General features: G+C 39.5%; 11 protein-coding genes and 1 pseudogene. 3 read left to right on the top strand and 9 right to left on the bottom strand.

The genetic code is table 11. The features are described 5' to 3' along the window. Positions 1 to 159 precede the first annotated feature (159 nt). Positions 160 to 2,433: a Xaa-Pro dipeptidyl-peptidase gene (locus HT709_RS06635; protein ID WP_172925619.1), complete on the top strand. Its 2,274-nt coding sequence runs from the start codon at positions 160 to 162 to the stop codon at positions 2,431 to 2,433. A gap of 16 nt (positions 2,434 to 2,449) precedes the next feature. Further along, positions 2,450 to 2,920, top strand: coding sequence for an arginine repressor (locus HT709_RS06630; protein ID WP_023934390.1), 471 nt, complete (start codon positions 2,450 to 2,452; stop codon positions 2,918 to 2,920). 622 nt (positions 2,921 to 3,542) lie between these two features. Here HT709_RS06630 and HT709_RS06625 read toward each other — a convergent pair. The 8 genes and pseudogenes from HT709_RS06625 to HT709_RS06590 form a co-directional block, all read right to left on the bottom strand. Further along, positions 3,543 to 6,893 carry a DEAD/DEAH box helicase family protein gene (locus HT709_RS06625; protein WP_050222954.1) on the bottom strand — a complete coding sequence of 1,117 codons (3,351 nt, stop codon included), beginning with the start codon at positions 6,891 to 6,893 and terminating at the stop codon, positions 3,543 to 3,545. Between the two features lie 29 nt (positions 6,894 to 6,922). Continuing rightward, positions 6,923 to 8,028 (bottom strand): annotated as a pseudogene (locus tag HT709_RS12195) (restriction endonuclease subunit S). Positions 8,029 to 8,040: 12 nt separating this feature from the next. Further along, the gene (locus HT709_RS06615; RefSeq protein WP_000627747.1) at positions 8,041 to 9,534 is read right to left on the bottom strand and encodes a class I SAM-dependent DNA methyltransferase; all 1,494 of its coding nucleotides are present in this window, start codon (positions 9,532 to 9,534) and stop codon (positions 8,041 to 8,043) included. Between the two features lie 506 nt (positions 9,535 to 10,040). Continuing rightward, positions 10,041 to 11,207: an ATP-grasp domain-containing protein gene (locus HT709_RS06610; protein ID WP_001108623.1), complete on the bottom strand. Its 1,167-nt coding sequence runs from the start codon at positions 11,205 to 11,207 to the stop codon at positions 10,041 to 10,043. Between the two features lie 12 nt (positions 11,208 to 11,219). Then, positions 11,220 to 11,960 (bottom strand): esterase family protein, encoded by a 741-nt coding sequence (locus HT709_RS06605; RefSeq protein ID WP_000546809.1) that lies wholly within the window; start codon positions 11,958 to 11,960, stop codon positions 11,220 to 11,222. Positions 11,961 to 11,980: 20 nt separating this feature from the next. Then, positions 11,981 to 12,805 (bottom strand): alpha/beta hydrolase, encoded by an 825-nt coding sequence (locus tag HT709_RS06600; protein WP_001016822.1) that lies wholly within the window; start codon positions 12,803 to 12,805, stop codon positions 11,981 to 11,983. A gap of 136 nt (positions 12,806 to 12,941) precedes the next feature. Continuing rightward, positions 12,942 to 14,156 carry a tRNA uracil 4-sulfurtransferase ThiI gene (gene thiI / locus HT709_RS06595; protein ID WP_001200054.1) on the bottom strand — a complete coding sequence of 405 codons (1,215 nt, stop codon included), beginning with the start codon at positions 14,154 to 14,156 and terminating at the stop codon, positions 12,942 to 12,944. Positions 14,157 to 14,164: 8 nt separating this feature from the next. Next, positions 14,165 to 15,307 carry a cysteine desulfurase family protein gene (locus HT709_RS06590; protein ID WP_000638947.1) on the bottom strand — a complete coding sequence of 381 codons (1,143 nt, stop codon included), beginning with the start codon at positions 15,305 to 15,307 and terminating at the stop codon, positions 14,165 to 14,167. A 139-nt stretch (positions 15,308 to 15,446) separates the two neighbouring features. On the opposite strand from HT709_RS06590, the gene HT709_RS06585 reads away from it, so the two are divergent. Next, on the top strand, positions 15,447 to 15,878 hold the full coding sequence (locus HT709_RS06585) for a DUF6556 family protein (protein WP_000073923.1): 432 nt from the start codon (positions 15,447 to 15,449) through the stop codon (positions 15,876 to 15,878). A gap of 197 nt (positions 15,879 to 16,075) precedes the next feature. On the opposite strand, the gene HT709_RS06580 is transcribed toward HT709_RS06585, so the two are convergent. Beyond that, positions 16,076 to 18,379, bottom strand: a complete 2,304-nt coding sequence (locus tag HT709_RS06580; RefSeq protein ID WP_078138006.1) for a DNA translocase FtsK — start codon at positions 18,377 to 18,379, stop codon at positions 16,076 to 16,078. Positions 18,380 to 18,562: the final 183 nt, after the last annotated feature.

The following is an 18,562-nucleotide window of genomic DNA, read 5'->3' as shown; positions in this document are numbered from 1 at the left end:
TTTATATTATATCCATTATATCTATTATTACACTGTTCTCTATATTGAATTTAGCACTTTATTCATTTTTATTAGATTATTTCCTTTTACAGTTAACAATTCCCTCTCTGCTTTTTTTTTGATATAATAATCTTAACTATCATTCTATATGGAGGTTCTATGCGTTTTAATCAATATAGTTATATCACTTTCCCAAAAGAAAATATCTTATCTGAACTAAAAAAATATGGCTTTGATTTACAAAATACAGCCAATCACAAAGACTCACTTGAAACCTTTTTACGTCGTTTCTTTTTCACTTATCAAGACACCAACTACCCACTTTCCATCCTAGCAGCTGATAAAAAAACAGACCTGCTGACATTTTTTCAATCAGAAGATGAACTGACAGCAGATATTTTTTATACTGTTGCTTTTCAACTTTTAGGCTTTTCTTATTTGGTTGACTTCGAAGACAGTGACGTTTTTCGTAAAGAAACTGGATTTCCTATTGTATACGGTGACTTGCTTGAAAATCTCTATCAGTTACTCAATACTCGCACCAAAAAAGGAAATACTCTTATCGACCAACTTGTCAGTGACGGTCTTATTCCAGAGGATAATGACTACCACTACTTTAACGGCAAGAGTTTGGCTACTTTTTCTAGCCATGATATCATTCGTGAAGTCGTTTACGTGGAGTCTCGTGTCGATACCGACCAAAAAGGTCTACCAGACTTAGTCAAGGTTAACATTATTCGTCCTCGTTATGAGGGCCAAATCCCTGCCATCATGACAGCCAGCCCTTATCATCAGGGAACCAATGACAAGGCTAGTGACAAGGCTCTCTACAAGATGGAGGGCAATCTCGAGGTTAAGCCTGCTCATAAGATTGAACTAGAGGAACCTCAACTCAATCTCGTCCAATCTCAAGGCCAAGCTGAGCTTGTGGCTGAAGCTGAGGAAAAGCTAACTCACATCAACTCTAGCTATACACTCAACGACTACTTCCTTCCACGAGGTTTTGCCAATCTCTATGTTTCAGGTGTTGGTACCAGAGACTCTACTGGTTTCATGACTAATGGCGACTACCAGCAAATCGAGGCTTATAAAAATGTCATTGATTGGCTTAATGGCCGTTGCCGTGCCTTTACCGATTATACGCGCCAGCGTCAAGTCAAAGCTGACTGGTCAAACGGAAAAGTAGCTACAACTGGACTTTCCTATCTAGGTACCATGTCAAACGGCCTTGCCACTACAGGTGTTGATGGTTTAGAAGTAATCATTGCTGAGGCTGGAATTTCTTCATGGTACAACTACTACCGAGAAAACGGTCTGGTGACTAGCCCAGGTGGCTATCCAGGTGAGGACTTTGACTCCCTTGCTGAACTAACCTACTCTCGTAATCTCTTGGCTGGCGACTATATCCGTGGCAATGAAGCTCACCAAGCTGACTTAGAAAAAGTGAAAGAGCAACTGGATCGCAAGACTGGCGACTATAACCAGTTTTGGCATGAGCGCAACTATCTGCTCAATGCCCATAAAGTAAAGGCAGAGGTTGTCTTTACCCATGGTTCTCAGGATTGGAATGTCAAACCACTTCATGTTTACCAGATGTTCCATGCTCTTCCTACTAATATAAATAAGTATTTCTTTTTCCATAATGGCGCCCATGTGTATATGAACAACTGGCAGTCCATTGATTTCCGTGAGTCCATGAATGCTTTGTTGACAAAGAAATTACTGGGACAAGATACAGATTTTCAACTTCCGACCGTTATCTGGCAGGACAATACTGCTCCTCAGACTTGGTTATCACTTGATACCTTTGGTGAGCAAGAAAACTTTGAAACCTTCTCACTTGGGCAAGAAGAGCAAGCTATTCAAAACCAGTACCCAGATAAGGATTTTGAGCGTTATGGTAAGACCTACCAGACCTTCAATACGGAACTCTATCAAGGGAAAACCAATCAGATTACTATTGACCTGCCTGTAACTAAAGATCTCCACCTAAACGGTCGCGCTCAGCTCAATCTTCGTATCAAATCCAGCACAAACAAGGGGCTTTTATCTGCTCAATTACTGGAACTTGGTCAAAAGAAATACTTACAGCCTTATCCAGCTGTTTTAAGTGCTAGAACCATTGACAACGGTCGCTATCATATGCTGGAAAATCTCTGTGAACTGCCATTTAGACCAGATGCACAACGAGTCGTGACAAAAGGTTACCTTAATTTACAAAATAGAAATGATTTACTGTTAGTAGAGGATATTACTGCAGATGAATGGATGGATGTGCAATTTGAACTGCAACCAACTATTTACAATCTAAAAGAAGGAGATACTCTTCGTTTAGTCCTCTATACGACTGACTTTGAAATCACCATCCGTGACAATACCGACTACTACTTGACTGTCGACCTCGCTCAGTCCACGCTTACCATACCTTGCTAAAAGGAGTTACATTATTATGAATAAATCAGAGCACCGCCACCAACTCATACGCGCTCTTGTTGCAAAAAACAAGATTCATACACAGGCTGAATTGCAGTCCCTTCTTGCTGAGAACGACATTCAAGTGACCCAGGCAACCCTCTCACGCGACATCAAAAATATGAACCTATCAAAAGTCCGCGAAGAAGATAGCGCTTATTATGTTCTTAACAATGGTTCCATCTCAAAATGGGAAAAACGTCTCGAACTCTACATGGAAGACGCCCTTGTCTTGATGCGCCCAGTTCAACACCAAGTCCTACTAAAAACCCTTCCTGGACTGGCTCAATCCTTTGGTTCTATCATTGATGCTTTGAGCTTCCCTGACGCTATCGCTACCCTTTGTGGTGATGATGTCTGTCTTATCATCTGTGAAGATGCAGATGCTGCTCAAAAGTGCTTTGAAGAACTGAAAAAATTCGCCCCACCATTTTTCTTTGAAGAATAATAAATGACTACAACTAACAATTATGCTTCAAAAAACCTGGTAGAAAGTCTTTAACATCAGAAAACGCATAATATCAAGTGTTTAAAACCCTTGATATTATGCGTTTTGCTTTATCCTAGGAAGATTTATACTCTTCAAAAATCTCTTCAATCCGCATTAACATCGCCTTGCCGTAGGTATGGTTACTGACTTCGTCAGTTTCATCTACAACCTCAAAACCATGTTTTGAGCTGACTTCGTCAGTTTCATCTACAACCTCAAAACCATATTTTGAGCTGACTTCGTCAGTCTTATCTACAACCTCAAAACCATGTTTTGAGCAGCCTGCGGCTAGTTTGCTCTTTGATTTTCACTGAGTATTCCTTCATTTTCTCCTGCAATTGAATTCTTGCTCGGCTTTTTGTTTTCTATTTCTTTAAAATCAAAGTAGCTCTTTTATAATAACTCGATCAACAAACATCGTGGTACAAGTATCTACTTTGAAATTTATCAACCACTTAACAACTGATACTGTATTCTAGGAAAACGATGACATTCTTCCTAATAAAACTTCTCATATATAGCATAAATTTCTACTCTTTTTAATTTTAAATGAGTCTCAGTATGGCAATCACTTTAGAATTTAAGCCACTTCTCCAGCTCGATCATTGATGAGCTCAATGGTTTGAACAATATTACGAAGTACTGGTAGTTGGTGTTGAAAGAGTAGTTGAACAGATCCATGAGATTTAAATGGCTCTTGCGTTAACACTTTCATCTCTAAGCAACCATTTTCTACAATGTAGTCTACAATCAATTTTACAAATGAAATCTGCCTAGCATTAAGGTTCTCATCCGACAAAAATTTAGAAAAAATACGATTGGCAGACTCTCTATCTAAGCCAATAATCTCACGCACCAATCTCGGAATTGCCTTATTTTCATAATGATGTTGGTAGTCTGATTTGCTACCTAATTTTTCCCAGAGCAATTTTTCAAGTGCAAGCACATCATCAGATGTCAACTTTTCATTATGGTATAGCTTAGAAATGGACTCTTCATCCAGATGAGTTTTCAAATAATGCTCAACTTTTTCATTATAAGATCGAAGATCGTTGACCTGCAAAAATGCTGTGGTCTCGTGAACAGTGGAGAGTATACGATCTTCAAAGTTAACATAGTAGGGTTTACGGTCTGTTTTATCCAAAAACTGTAATAAATCTCGAATAGCAAGACGAATTTTTTCCAAATCAGACAAGCTAACTTCTTTCCAAAATTCAGGCTCCTGTACTTTCCTGATAATTTCAACCTGCTCAAAAACCTGCGGGATATTGCCAATAGCAGAAAGAGCTCTAGCCGTCTTCATCACTTGGGAAATATGAACAGTGGAAGATTTAGCTGTCAGTTGCCCCAACTGAATATGAAGTAAGCACAAATCAAATCTCCTCGCCATCTCATCTTCTTTATCTTCATCAAATAAAAGCGGAGAGAGATTTTTTTGAATAGTTTCACTTGTAACAGCAGTTAGATTCTGCCAACTTTCCAATTTCCTATAGCTATAAACTGTATCTAAAACCATACGAACCCTGAAGTCTAACTCATTTAAGCTCTCTATACGACCTTGAAGTTCTGAAACAAGCTCCTGACGGTATGCTCTCGCAAACTGATCTTCTTGGTATTGGAGTCCCTGAAGTTCTCGAATCAAGTCCACTTTGATATTAAATAAACGCTGAGTCAACGAAACAATGTGACGACCCTCTCCATCTCTTGGATCTGCACGAAAATAATCAAAATTGTCCCCATAATCAAATACCAAAAAGTTTTCCTTATCCTGCTCAGGTCCAAATAAATCTTTACATAGACGGGTTCCTCGACCAATCATCTGCCAAAACTTAGTTTTAGAGCGTACTTTCTTGAAGAAGACTAAATTCACAACCTCTGGTACATCAATACCTGTATCTAACATATCGACAGAAATCGCAATTTGAGGATACTTCTCCTTAATTTTAAAATCATCAATCAAGGTCTGATAATGCTTAATACTATAATCAATTACCTGAGCATAGTCGCTCCCTTTTTCAGGATAGCGGTTGTTAAAAATACCTCTGATATATTCCGCATGATCATGATTTTTAGCAAAAATAATAGTTTTACCAATTTCATCACCCGAGGCTGTCTGAATTCCTCTTGTCATGAGTTCATTTAAAACAATTTCTACTGTACTTTTATTGAAAATAAAGGAATTAAATACACTCCCATCAATATCTTTTTCACAGCTATCGTCTTCAAATTTGCTATCAAAATGTTCCTTTTCTTCTTCAGACAAATCATCATAATGTAGACCATCCGTAGGTAGTTTCAGTTTGGTTTCGATAGAATGATAGGCTACTAAATATCCGTCTTTAACAGCCTCTTCCAAATCATATGCATATGTTGGAACCCCATTCTCCAAATTAAAGAATCCATAGGTGTTTTTATCTAAATCTTGACGAGGAGTAGCTGTTAAGCCTACAATCCTTGCATCAAAATAATCAAAAATGGACTTGTATTTCTGATAAATAGAACGGTGAGATTCGTCAATTATGATAAGGTCAAAATGCCCAACAGTGAAAGGACGTTGATTTACTTCTTCTTGACCACTAATCGCTCCAATCATGGTCGGATAAGTTGAAAAGACCATGCGACTTGATTGAGCTCCTTCTTTATCTTCTAAGAAGTTACAAACGGAAAGATCTGGGAGTAATTTTCTAAACGAATCATAGGCTTGCTTAACCAAGGAAGTTCTATCGGCTAAGAAGAGAACGTTTTTTACCCAGTTATGACGTGATAAGATATCAACTAGAGAAACTGCTGTACGAGTTTTCCCAGCCCCAGTTGCCATAACCAAAAGTGCCTGTCTACGATGATTAGAGAAAGCTTCACAAACGCTTGCAATCGCATGTTTTTGGTAGTAACGCCCGGAAATATCGTCCCTAATTTTACTAGAAATATCCTCAAGTGGTTTTTGAAGATGACGTCTATCCATCACTAATTGCAATTCTTCTTGAGAGTAAAATCCTGCAATCTGGCGGCGGTTCGGACCATCAAGTATATAGTGCTTCAACCCATTTGTAATAAAGCAAATTGGCTGATAGCCGATATGTTTCTCCAGAGCTTCAGCATATTCTTTGACCTGTACTTCCCCTACTTCTGGATTGACAGAGGCTTTTTTAGCCTCTACAATCGCTAAAATTTTCCCATTTTTACCATAAAGTACATAGTCACAGTAACCAATTCCTGAACCGTGCTTCAGACCATCAACAGCTATCTCAACACGACAGTTTTCTTCAAATATCCATCCTGCTAGACGGAGATCGATATCAATAAAGAGTTTTCTTGTCTCTGCCTCAGATAATTGATCAATATGGAAAGGTACATCTTGCCGTTGCGCTGCAGTCTCACGTTTTTCAGTATAAGTCTCTTGAACTTCTACGGACTGAGCAGCCATCTGTTCATGAAAATCAGGCAGTTCTGGTAAACTGTCTTGTAACTTTATCATAGATTGTGGAGTTTCTCGGTATTTGATGTTTGCTGAAAGTGGTAAGCACTTCTCATCAAAATAACGCTCCACAAACTCATTGCTGTAACAATAATCGATAAAATTAACAAACTGATACAAATGATGCAAAGCTAAAATCGCTTCTCGTTCCTTAATTTCACCACCATGAGCAGCATGGTTTCCCCACCGAATCAACAGAACTATCTGCTTGTGGAGTTCAGAATCTACGATATCCCTAAAATCATCATCCCATACTAAAGAAGATAGAGTAGCACGATAGGGAGCTTCTAAATATGAATCGTGACTATATATCCAATGGACAGCCTGCTCTAAAGCACGACGCGCCATAAAGGCAGTAGCCACAGTTGATGTAGCAATCATATTCTCAGCTTCAATGCAAGGTTTTGAAAAAGATTCATATTCGTCATTTTTTAAAAGAAAGCTAAAATTTCCCATTTTTTTCTCACTTTAAACAAATAGTTTAGCTATATTATACTAAATTTCAAGCTATCTCTCCACACTTTTATAGCTATCTCACAAGCAAATTGTGATTTGTCGACCAGGGCTACAAAGTCTGCGAACTCATTTTGGAGGGCTAGAGGGGGGAAAATCAGTTCAAAATTTTTAATCAGTTGACCGTTTAAATTAGGTTGATTTCCTCCTCGTCCAAGTTCTCGTAATTCGCTATACCTTAGCATTAATTGATGCCAAATAAAAACTGGATTGTCTATTTTATTTGGAAATATAGCCCCACATGCTTGGTTGCTAGTAGATTCAACTTTGAGGATTGCACTTCTTCCTCTTGTTTGTCCTTGACCATACATAGCAATTAATATTGTATCAACTGGAAAAAGTTTAAGAGATGTATTTTCTAAAGCAAATTTTGTGATTTTTTCCTCAGTTTCCGTAATTTCTCTATTTATTACCTCAGTTGTTTTTACCCAATTAATCGTTCCGCTATCCCAATATAATTTATTATCTCTTGAGTACTTCCACTAGAAACTTCAAATTTTTCACCTATTTTATATTTGGGGAATAATGTAGTATAAAAATCCCCAAACATCTCGTTAAATCGGGATTTGACGAGCTCGTTAAATTTTTCTGATTGAATTTTACGAAAATCATAAATTTGACTTATCGTATTTAGTTTTTTTGCAATTAGCTTTTGTTCTAGTTTATTAGGCAATACAAATGAGATATCTTTTATTTTAGCTACTGAAAGATGTTTCACTGTAACAAAAGGGGTCTTATCTTCAATTTCTTTTAAAAATTTAGGAATCAACCAAGATATATAACCTTCATCTACACTTTTATCCGTAATTTTAATTTTACAGACACGTTGATTAAGTAGCGCTAAATCCCCCTCCCATTTTTTCAATATAAAACTGCCATCCATTGTAATCAATAAGTCTCCATTTTTAATAAGATATTCTTCGGAATAAGTTCCTTCAAAGTAGGTATCAGAAAAACCTCTTTCTACATCTCGAATTCGTATTAAGGGGAGACCAATTTTGTTATCATTAAATTGTGATGATTTAAAAGCGTAACCAGATAAAATCTCACAAACTTCCCCCAACTTCACTTTTTTCATACAGCCACCTCCCTACTTGAGTAATTCTTCTAACTCTGCTAAGCCAGCTTGAATTTCTTTTTCTAAATCATTGATTTTCTTTAAGATGACTTCTGTTGGTTCATACTCAACTTTTTCATACTCAATCTCTTTATATTTATTGATAGACAAATCATAATCATTTTCCTTTATCTCAGCAACTGGAACAAAGAAAGATTGATCCGTTCTCTGACGTTCTGCTTCTTTTTCAAGATGATGAAAGCGTTCGATAATATCTGGAATATCATTGTCGCTAATCGGTTGTCGCTTATCATCCAAACTTAAGCCATCCGCTTTCATATCGTAAAACCAGACCTTGTCAGTACCACCATTGCCAGTTTTTGTAAAGATGAGAATGGCAGTTGAAACTCCAGCATAAGGCTTGAAAACACCACTAGGCATTGAGATTACAGCATCAAGCTTATGGTTCTCTACAATTTCCTGACGAATTCCTTTATGAGCTTTAGACGAACCAAAAAGGACACCATCAGGTACGATAACTGCTGCTCGTCCACCTGGTTTTAAAGTTCGCAAGAAAAGAGAAAGAAAGAGTAATTCTGTTTTTTTGGTTTTTACGGTTGCAAGAAGGTCATTAGAGGTTGAATTGTAGTCAAGTGAGCCCTTAAAAGGAGGATTTGCTAAAACCAAAGTATATTTATCGGCTTCTTCATTATCTTGAGACAGCGAGTCAAGGTAACTGATTTGTGGATTTTCTACTCCATGTAGCATCATGTTCATCGCCCCAAGTCTCAACATAGTCGTATCCGTATCATTTCCATGAAACATCTGATTATGAAAATGATTGATATTATCTGTATTGGTTTCCCATTCATCTTTCTTACGCTTTAAGTAACGGCTAGCAGATACTAAGAAGCCAGCAGAACCCATAGCAGGATCTGAGATAATATCTTTGATGGTCGGTTGCATCAACTCAACCATCATATCGATGATGTGACGAGGTGTACGGAACTGTCCATTTTTACCTGCGGTCGACAATTTTGATAACAGATATTCATAGATATCTCCGATATCAGTAATACTTTGTTTGTCATTATCAAAATCTACATCTAATCCCCTAGTTGGAAAAACATCTAAGATAGAAATTGCCTTTTGAAGCGTAGCAGGTTTATTTATTTGAAAAATAGCTTCTCGCATATATCGTGAAAAGGCTGTATCATCTGTATCTCCCTTGAGATTTTTAATAAACGGAAAAATCTCCTGAGTCATTAAACGATAAACTTCCTGAGCATCTCCTATATTTTTAAAAGTTGACCAACGGTATTCAGGTTTATCTTTTGGAAAAACTCCCTCATAAGGAATCCCTAGAAATTCAGCATCACTTTCACGTCCAAGCTCGACACTATCCAAATCTTTCATAAATAAGAGATAAGTCAACTGTTCAATATTTGTTAAAGGATTTGCGTTTCCTTCTGTCCAAAGAATTTCCCACAACTGATCGATTTTATTTTTTAATTCGCCTGTAATCATATCTTCCCTTTTCTTTAGTTTTTAAAACTTAGTAATATCATTATTTTATCAGATTTCAAACAAAGCTTCAATTAACTATATCTATGCGTCACCTGAATATTTTATACTCTTCGAAAATCTCTTCAAACCACGTCAGCTTCACCTTGCCGTAGGTATTGAGCTGACTTCGTCAGTCTTATCTACAACCTCAAAACAGTATTTTGAGCAACCTGCGGCTAGCTTCCTAGTTTGCTCTTTGATTTTCATTGAGTATTAATAGACTTGTTTGGTATCTTGAAAACTATATCATATAGGTGTCGTCATGAATCCTTTTAGCTGATTTAAGGATACAAAAACATAATACTATGACTCAATTGAAATATTAAAATTCAATTTCTGACCACCTAATCCTGCTTCAAATAGTTATCGAACAAGTTTTATGATAGCTACCTTGTTAGGATGCTCTTATTTTTTATCAGACAAAACAAAAGGATTAAGGGAGTGAATTTCCTTAATCCGATAGTCTCTTAAGCCTGACGCTGACCAAAGTCCTTAATCATCTGCTCCATTTCTTGTCGGCTAGGAGTTGTCAACATATACAGGTAATCTCCTTGAAGTTCCGCAAAGGCCGCTGGCATGATTTTTTTAACCTTGAACTGCTGACTGTATTTGGCAAGCAAGTCCTCCTCAGAATAAACATAGTGAGCATTTGCACGGCGAGAAGTAGCCAAACAATACTGCGGTTCAAATTCTGACGCTGGGAACTCTTCTCCTGCTACAATCGCCGCATAGCCTCGGTAGAGGTCCAAGGAATGAGCAAAGTTATAAACATCAATAGTGAAACCACCTGCAGGGCGGTTATTGTACTCAATGGCGATGTAATCATCCCCTTCACGGAAGAACTCAATATGGAAGAACCGTTCTTTCATGCCAAATTCCTTGACAATTGCCTCACCATATTTACGTAATTTAGGATCCATATCCTTGAGAACGTAATAAGAATTGTCCATCTTGTAAATCATGAGATCAAGCGGTGTATAGGCGTAATCAAAGGTTGTTGAGAAGACAATTTTACCATCCTTGTCCACAAGACCATCAAAGGTACAAATTTCGCTAGAGGTGACAAATTTCTCAAAGAAATAAACAGTTGAATGATCCCACTCAGACTTGAAGTGATTGATATCGTCTTCTGTCTCAAGCTTAAAGGTGGCGGCCGCTCCCACTCCATTGTCAGGTTTGGCAATCATTGGAAGACCAATTTCTTTCACAGCTTGATCCACATCTGCTTCCGTCTTGATAACTGCTCCAGGGACCACTGGGACACCTGCTTTTTTGAAAAGCTTCTTCATTTCAGACTTAAATTTCGTCTTTTTAATATCCTCTGGTTTGGCACCAAAAACATTAAATTGCTCTCTGAGTGCTGCGTCCAGCTCAAGCCAGTATTCATTATGAGACTCGATGCGATCAAGCGGGCCATGTTTATAAAAGAGAAAAGCAACTGCTCGTTTGACTTCGTCTATGTTCTCAAGATTGTCAACACGGAAATATTCGGTCAGGCTATTGCGTAAAGGCTCATCCAATTGCTCGTATGGTTCTTGGCCAATTCCCAAGACAGTGATGCCTTTATTAGCTAGTTCAATGGTAAACTGTTGAAAGTTTTGTGGATAATAGGGAGAAATAACAAGGTAATTCATAGGTAACTCCTTTTATAAATAGAGATGACCGAGGAAATAAGGCATTTGTTTGCGCCACCATTCCCAGTCGTGGGCGACATCGTGTCCCCATTCAGCAAACCAGGCTGGAATTTGTTTCTGGTCAAAGGCTTCTTTGAGCTTGTAAAAGGATGGCAAGCCATCTTGTTCCCAGGCACCAAGACCCGTACACAACACAATCTCTGCCTGACGATAACGGTCAATAAACCAGCCGTCGTTCTGGTTCCAGATATAATCTACTGGCGAGTTTTGGTAAATAGCATCATCGTTGTAGTAATCGCCGACAAAGAAACGTGCATCGTAAACACCACTGAGAGCAATCACTTTGGTAAAGACATCTGGATGCTGGAGGAAGAAATTGAGTGCATGATAGGCTCCCATAGAGCAACCTGTCGTCATCATGCCATCAAACCAACCTGTCTTATGCTTGATAAAAGGAATGGCCTCCTCAATCACATAACGTTCGTAGGCACGGTGCATTTCCGCTTGGTCGTGACCATTTTTCCAAGTAGCCAACCAGCTCTCACTGTCCACACTGGATAGGGTAAAGAACTGGACACGGCCTTCCTCGATAAAGGAAGCACAGGCGTCAATCATGCCAAAATCATAGTATTCATTGTGACTGCCACCTGATGAAGCAAAGACCACAACTGGAATTCCAGCATATCCATAACGATTGAGGTACATTTCACGGTTAAGGTGACCACTCCAGTGGCTAAGGTTTTCAATATGCATTGGCTTTCTCCTTTTCTAACTTACCATTTCTCTGCAAAAAATCTCAGAGAGTCTGGTAAATTCTCCGACCAAGGGATTTCACTATGGATGGCACCAGACTGAACTTTTAAGACCAGATTATCTAAGTGTACCCCACCTGCTATCAAATCATGGTAATAGCGAAGCGACGAGTCGATATAGGCTTGTTTGATATTACCAGCCATCAGGGTCTTGTCTGTATCATCTGCTTCTTCCGTTCCCACATAGATGAAGATGCGCTGGTCAGGCGATAGTTTCTGGCGCTCGATATAGCGGTTAAAGGCTTCTTGGTGGAGCCAGTTTGCAGATGAAAAGACGCCCAGGCAACCAATTTGGTCTTGGTATTCCAAACCGATAAACTGGGTAATATTCCCTCCTAGTGAGGATCCAATCATGGCTGTATGCTGGCAGTCTGCTTTTGTACGATAAGTTTCATCGATAAAAGGCTTGACCACCTCCATGACAAACTCGGCATACTCCACACCCTTACCGCCAAACTGCTGCCCTGGGATAGGAGATTCTTGGAACTTCCAAGCTGCATACTCATTCATCCGCCCCATGCCATCATTGTCAATAGCAACTACAATCATGCGACTGATATCGGGATTTCGTTTGATGGCTGGGATAATCTTCCATGAGTGTCCAATGAAAGACTCTTTGCTATAAAAAACATTTTGCCCGTCATGAAAGTAAACAACAGGATAGGAACGGTCTGTATCTTTCTCATAATCTTTAGGTAGAAGAACACGCACACGGCGCTCCTTGCCTGTATAAGGAACCTTGAGTTTGTGTTCTTTCATTTTTAAATAAAAGTAGGAATGATTCATTGTCAGAAAACTCTCTATATTCAAAATTTTATTTTATTATATCACAATTATAGAAAAAAAGTTAATTTTGCTTCCATTTTTGGAATTAAAAACTAACTTTTTCATTTAATTTTCTAAATTCTTTTGGATTTTCTGATTAGAGCAGATTGTCAATCAAGTCATCAACTTCATCTTTTTCAGCTTGAGGTGTAATCTCAGTAATCATGATTCCAGCAACTGCTCGCTCAACCAAATCTTCAACATCCATACGTGCTTCATACTGCTCTGCATTCTTAATCTTAGGATTTGTTTTTGGACGATCTGGTGCAAAAATGGTACAACAGTCTTCAAAAGGCTGGATTGAAATGTCAAAGGTATCAATTTCTTGTGCAATATCGATGATTTCCAACTTGTCCATGGTAACCACAGGACGAATGATGGGAGTGTTGGTCACAGCGTTAATAGCCTGCATGCTTTCGAGGGTTTGACTGGCTACTTGACCTAGACTTTCCCCATTGATGATAACCAAACCATTTCGTACCTCACGAATACGATCGGTAATCCGCATCATAAAGCGACGAGTTAGAGTCATCAAGTAAGCTTCTGGCGCTTTAGCCTTGATTTCCTCTTGAATCTCTGTAAAAGGAACTTCGATAAACTGGATATTGCCCCCAAACTTAGTCAATTTACGAGTCAAATCTTGGGCTTTTTTAAGGGCTCCAGGACTGGTGTAAGGTGGGCTGGCAAAGTGAACTGCCTCAATATCTACCCCACGCTTAAGCGCTAGATAACCAGCTACAGGTGAATCAATCCCTCCCGACAACATAAGCATCCCTTTACCTGAAGTTCCAACTGGCAAACCACCAGCCCCACGAATGGTTTCATAAGAAAGGTAGGCTGCCTCTTCTCGAATCTCCACTTGGAGATTGATATCAGGACTTTTCATTTGAGCTTGTACGTTTGGAATTGCTTCGAAAACAGCTCCTCCAAGCGTTTGATTGAGTTCACGACTGTCAAGTTCAAAGTTGTGGTCGCTACGCTTGCTAGAGATTTTAAAGGTCATGCCTTCCTTGTAGATGTCCTGCATAATCTCTTGGACAGAAGACTTCAAAACTTCTACAGATTTTTCAACCTTATATACTGGAGAAAAATTTTGAATCCCGAAGACTTGCTTGAGTGATTCTGCTACTGCTGTGTAATCAGCTCCATTGAGGTAAGCATGGGCACGGTCACGATCTGCCCTTACCTTAACTTGGGGATAGATAGACAAAACGTCTGAAATATTATTGCGAAGTTTATTGATGAAACGCATACGGTTTTTGCCTTTGGTTGACAGCTCACCGTAGCGAATCATAATTTCTGAATACTGCATAAATGCTCCTATCTTACTTTTCTAGTTTGGTTGTAAATTAATTTTAGCTTGGTCAAAAACTGATCGACCTGACTCATATCATTTTCAAGGTCTAGGCTAAGACGCACAGCTGACTGGGCCTTATCTTTATCTACTCCTATGGCAATCAGAGTTCCTGCAGGTTTCCCAGCCTTGGACGAACAAGCAGAGGTCGTTGAGATAAAAATATCATAGTCTTCAAAAGCGTGAACGATGACTTCACCACGAACACCCTTGATTCCAAAAGTCAGGATATGAGGGGCAAAGTCTTCCTCATCTGAAAAGACAAAAATATCTGGATAGTCCAGAAGGGCTTGACGAATCACTGCCTTCATCTGCCCAGTCTTGCTCCTAAAGGTATCTAGCTTTTCCATAGATAAACGGAGAGCCTTGGCTGTCGCTGCAATCCCTGCCACATTTTCAGTTGTCGAACGGTAATCACGCTCCTGACCTCCACCAGTCAACAGTGGCGTAATTTTCTTACCAGACTTGATATAGACAAAACCAACACCACGAACTCCGTGGAACTTGTGACCAGAGAAAGTCGCGAAATCCACTCGTTCTGTCAGATATTTTTCAGTTGTAATCTTAGCAAGTGCCTGAACCGCATCAACGTGGAAAGTAATAGTTGGCTTGTCTGCCAATAGTTTTGAAATAGCCTCAATAGGTTGGATAGAGCCTATTTCATTGTTCACAGCCATGATGGAAACGAGGATTGTATCAGGTCGTATCAAAACTGCTAGGGCCTCGACGTCCACAAATCCTTTCTCATCAACTGGAGCAAAATCCACTTCAAATCCTTGACTTTTCAGCCAGAGAGCCGATTCCTTAACTGCCGGATGTTCAATGGCTGATACGATGATGTGCTTGCCAAACTGGGCTTTTTCAAATGCTACTCCCTTGATGACCCAGTTATCTCCTTCTGTCCCACCAGATGTAAAGAAGATTTCATCACTTTTCTTACCGATTAAATCTGCAATCTGTTGGCGAGAAGCATCTAAGATTCGTGTTGCCTGGTCTCCCAAACGATGGAGACTAGATGGATTTCCTAAAATTTTTGAAGTCACCTGCATATAGGTTTCAAGGGCTTCAGGATAAGGCTTGGTCGTCGCCGAATTATCAAAGTAAATCATGTTTTCTCACGCTTTCTAAAATCACTCCTTCTATTGTATCATGAAACGGAGCCTGCGACAAGAAAGGGCAATTCCTCTTTTTTTAAGATTTTTTTTAAAGAAATGCGATATAATAAATTTTAATCAAAGGAGAGAATGTATGTCTAACTATCGTAGAACTTCAAAACCAAAAACAGAACATATCAAAAAAGGCTTTACTGTTTTTCAAAAAACCATTACTACTATCGCTAGTATCCTCGGCTTGATTACTGCGACTATCACGATTATGAATGCCTTGGATAATAATAAAAATACCAAAAAAGAACCGACGACAACACCGACGACAACCATTGTCAAAGAAATTCAAAAGGAATCCCCTCAGGAAAATACTAGTCCCAATAAGGAAAATAATACTAGTCAAGAAAAAAAACAACAAGAGGAAACGCCAAAATCTAGCGGCAAGGAAGAGAAAAAAGAAGAGCAGAAAACAGCAACTCAGGATTCTTCTACTCCTGCTCCTACTCCAAGTAAACCTGCCGCTGATAATGAAAAACAGTCCAATACTCCAACTTCAGAAAATAATACTCAATGAAAATCAAAGAACAAACTAGGAAGCTAGCCGTAAGCTGCTCAAAACACTGTTTTGAGGTTGTAGATAAGACTGACGAAGTCAGTCACATATATACGGTAAGGCGAAGCTGACGTGGTTTGAAGAGATTTTCGAAGAGTATAAAAGTAATCAATAGCCAATAAAATAGCTCCCTCCAAACTTGGAAAGAAGCTATTTTTTTATTGTTCCAATACTTTTCTTGGCTTGGTACCTTCAGCTGGACCGATGACACCTGCCATCTCAAGCTCTTCCATGAGACGGGTCGCACGGTTAAATCCAACTGACAAACGACGCTGAATCATAGATGCACTGGCTTTCTGAGTTTCGATTACCAAAGCCTTGGCTTCTTCAAAGAGCGGGTCACCACCAGATTCACCATCTGAAAATTCACCGTCGTTTTCAGAAACCTCACCTGGTTCAAAACTATCATCGTAGTCCGCATCTGCCTGAGCCTTGATGAAGTTCACAATGCGCTCAACATCGTCATCCGAGATAAAGGAGCCTTGGAGACGAACTGGATGATTTTCATCAATCGGTTTAAAGAGCATGTCTCCTCGACCAAGAAGTTTTTCTGCTCCATTTTCATCCAAAATCGTACGGGAGTCTGTTCCTGATGAAACCGCAAATGCTACACGAGATGGGACATTAGCCTTGATCAGACCAGAGATGACATCAACGGATGGACGCTGGGTTGCAAGAATCATGTGGATACCTGCAGCCCGCGCCTTCTGTCCTAGACGGATGATAGCATCTTCCACTTCCTTGCTTGCTACCATCATGAGGTCAGCCAACTCATCCACAATCACAACAATAAGTGGTAGTGGAATCTGCTTGTACTCAGACTGAGCATTAAACTCTTCTACCTTGGCATTAAAGCCTGCAATATTACGAACTCCCACCTTGGCAAAGAGTTCATAGCGGTTTTCCATCTCATCCACAACCTTTTGCAGGGCCTTGCTGGCCTTGCGTGGATTGGTCACGACTGGAATCAAGAGGTGGGGAATATCATTGTAAACAGACAACTCAACCATCTTGGGATCCACCATCATAAACTTGACCTGGTCGGGTCTTGCTTTCATCAGAATGCTAGCAATAATGCCGTTAACTGCTACTGACTTCCCTGAACCCGTTGAACCTGCGACGAGCAAGTGGGGCATTTTAGAAAGGTCAAAAGCTCTTGCGGTGCCATTAACCGCCTTTCCTAGAGGAATTTCCAAGAGATTTTCTGCTTTCGTTTGAGATTGTTCCCATAGTTCGCGGAAAGAAACTGTCGCAATCTCAGAGTTAGGTACCTCAATTCCCACTAAAGATTTCCCTGGGATAGGTGCTTCGATTCGGACATCCTTGGCCGCCAAGGCTAGAGCGAGGTCATCTGCTAGATTGGAAATGCGGTTGACCCTTACACCCACTGCAGGCTTGACTTCATACTTGGTCACTGATGGCCCAATTTCAGCCCGTTCAACCGTTACCTTGATACCAAAGCTAGCAAAGGTTTCTTCTAGGATTTTGATGTTTTCTCGGACGATTTTCTTCTCTTTAGACTGGTCCTTTGGTTTATCTGGGGCAAAGAGTTGTAAGCTTGGAAGTTTGTATTCAAGAGCCTCCCTGGCTGAAAAATCGACCTGAACATCTTCGTCATCAGAGCCATCTTCCTGCTCAGGGAATTCAAGTTCGGCTTGAGGCAGGATGATTTCTGGTTCCACCCAGTCTTCTTCAGGTATAGGTGGAACGTCAAGTACAACATCTGCTGTCAGAATTTCACCCGTTTCCATATCAACAGGAGGCAAATCGAGTAAGGCTTTTTCGGTCTCTTCTTGTTCTAATCTAGCCTCTTTCTCATCCTTTTGGCGAGCTTTTTCTTCTTGTTTGACAAAGCGTTCCTCTTTTCGACGCTCATGCCCTTCCCACCATTTGGCAAATCCTCGACTGAAAAATTCAGCAATATCATAAACAGACCAAGGACTGACTAGGAGGGCACCCACTAAAATCAAGATAGAACCAATAAAGTAAGTGCCGATATTTGAAAAGAGAAAGGCGGTTGGAATATAAAGAGCGACACCAATCAAGCCTCCACCAGCAAAACTGGTCGTTCGAAAACCAGTCAAATCCGTCACAACCTGAGCCATGGTTCCTTTTAGAACGGACTTATCCAAACCATATTTCCAAACCAAGTAGGCCTCAAAAATCAGGAGCAAGCCTGCAAATATGATGAAAAAGCCAGATAAGAGTCCTTCCTGTTTTCGTATCCACTTGAAAAAGAAGAGATAGAACAAGAGGCCAAATATTGCTAGATAAGCTAGGCTCCCCACCAGCAAGCGAATTAAATTGTAAAGGGTTATACCTGCAGCCCCTAATTTGAAGGCTGCGAAAATCAATAAAATCGCGATTCCCAACGAAATCAACATTCGTTGGATCGCTTCTTTTCTCTCGAGTTCTGCTTTAGACGGTCTCCGTCTTGTTTTACTTGTATTCTTGTTTGCCATTTTTCTATTATACCATATTTCACAGGCATTTCGAAAAGAGAAAAAGACTGCACCAAACGGTCCAATCTTCTTTATCATGATTATATTCAAAGTAATTGTTATTATATTTAAATAAGCAAAGTCTCAAAGTTTAGATTTTTAAGATTTCACTTCGAAATTTGTATTTTTTATTTCTTGTTTTCT

Source organism: Streptococcus sp. 1343, assembly GCF_013277355.1.
Classification (GTDB): domain Bacteria; phylum Bacillota; class Bacilli; order Lactobacillales; family Streptococcaceae; genus Streptococcus; species Streptococcus pseudopneumoniae.
The sequence above is the reverse complement of the archived record's forward strand: the minus strand, read 5'-3'. Positions and strand labels throughout refer to the sequence as shown.

Bases quoted from the DNA above. Each gene is read 5' to 3' on its own strand.
- HT709_RS06635 (WP_172925619.1), top strand. From the start codon at position 160: ATGCGTTTTAATCAATATAGTTATATCACTTTCCCAAAAGAAAATATC.
- HT709_RS06630 (WP_023934390.1), top strand. From the start codon at position 2,450: ATGAATAAATCAGAGCACCGCCACCAACTCATACGCGCTCTTGTTGCA.
- HT709_RS06625 (WP_050222954.1), bottom strand. From the start codon at position 6,893: ATGGGAAATTTTAGCTTTCTTTTAAAAAATGACGAATATGAATCTTTT.
- HT709_RS06615 (WP_000627747.1), bottom strand. From the start codon at position 9,534: ATGATTACAGGCGAATTAAAAAATAAAATCGATCAGTTGTGGGAAATT.
- HT709_RS06610 (WP_001108623.1), bottom strand. From the start codon at position 11,207: ATGAATTACCTTGTTATTTCTCCCTATTATCCACAAAACTTTCAACAG.
- HT709_RS06605 (WP_000546809.1), bottom strand. From the start codon at position 11,960: ATGCATATTGAAAACCTTAGCCACTGGAGTGGTCACCTTAACCGTGAA.
- HT709_RS06600 (WP_001016822.1), bottom strand. From the start codon at position 12,805: ATGAATCATTCCTACTTTTATTTAAAAATGAAAGAACACAAACTCAAG.
- thiI (WP_001200054.1), bottom strand. From the start codon at position 14,156: ATGCAGTATTCAGAAATTATGATTCGCTACGGTGAGCTGTCAACCAAA.
- HT709_RS06590 (WP_000638947.1), bottom strand. From the start codon at position 15,307: ATGATTTACTTTGATAATTCGGCGACGACCAAGCCTTATCCTGAAGCC.
- HT709_RS06585 (WP_000073923.1), top strand. From the start codon at position 15,447: ATGTCTAACTATCGTAGAACTTCAAAACCAAAAACAGAACATATCAAA.
- HT709_RS06580 (WP_078138006.1), bottom strand. From the start codon at position 18,379: ATGGCAAACAAGAATACAAGTAAAACAAGACGGAGACCGTCTAAAGCA.